At 43.0% G+C, this 1,007-nt stretch carries 1 protein-coding gene; it reads right to left on the minus strand.

The features are described from left to right. Positions 1-264: 264 nt before the first annotated feature. The gene (pyrF, locus tag R8O70_RS26440) at positions 265-966 is read right to left on the minus strand and encodes an orotidine-5'-phosphate decarboxylase (protein ID WP_023623837.1); all 702 of its coding nucleotides are present in this window, start codon (positions 964-966) and stop codon (positions 265-267) included. Positions 967-1,007 lie beyond the last annotated feature (41 nt).

Genomic DNA, 1,007 nt, shown 5'->3' on the forward strand with positions numbered 1-1,007 from the left:
CCTAGACCTTACAACGCAGTGAATGCATCTTCGACATAGTATTCGTTACCTATTTGTAACGCAAGCCATCTACAGCACATGGTTGCATTTTCGGCTTATCATTATCAATTATGTTATTAAAGTGTGATCGATATAGTGCATTCCCCTGTAGGACTAAGAATAATCCGTAGAACCTTTGTTCTCATCGGGTAATTCGTTGTTCTGAGAAACAAAAAAGGTGAGGCATCCTAGCCTCACCTTTATCCATTTAATGCTCGAGAGTTATTACTTGCTAGCTAAGCTGTCGTTGATAGATTTCAATACGGCAGCAGGGTCCGTCGCCTGAGTGATCGGACGGCCAATAACAAGGTAGTCAGAACCCGCTTGAATAGCATCAACTGGCGTCATAATACGACGTTGGTCGCCTTGCTCAAAACCAGCAGGACGAATTCCTGGAGTGATAAGTTTAAACTCTTTACCTAGCTCATTTTTAAGTAGTGAAGATTCTTGCGCAGAGCACACTACACCATCGAGACCTGAGTTCTTAGTCAATGTCGCTAGACGAATCACTTGCTCTTGCGGTTCAACATTCAGACCAATACCTGCCAAGTCACTTTGTTCCATGCTAGTCAGTACCGTTACACCAATCAGAAGTGGACGGTCTTTACCATATGGCTCAAGAATCTCACGTGATGCTGTCATCATACGTTCACCACCGCTTGCATGAACGTTCACCATCCATACACCTAACTCAGCAGCAGCGCGTACCGCTTTTGAACAGGTGTTCGGGATATCATGAAATTTCAAATCCAGGAATACAGAAAAACCACGTTTGTGGAGTTCACGTACGAAATCAGGACCAAATAGCGTAAACATTTCCTTGCCGACTTTTAGGCGACATGACGCAGGATCAATTCTATCTACAAACGCTAGCGCATCAGCTTGGTTATCATAATCCAGTGCGACAATAACTTTTTGGTCGATCATTTCATCTCCTAATTATTTTTGGTTCTTTTACTTGTTAGACA

This window comes from Vibrio sp. 779(2023) (genome assembly GCF_033344285.1).
GTDB lineage: Bacteria > Pseudomonadota > Gammaproteobacteria > Enterobacterales > Vibrionaceae > Vibrio > Vibrio alginolyticus.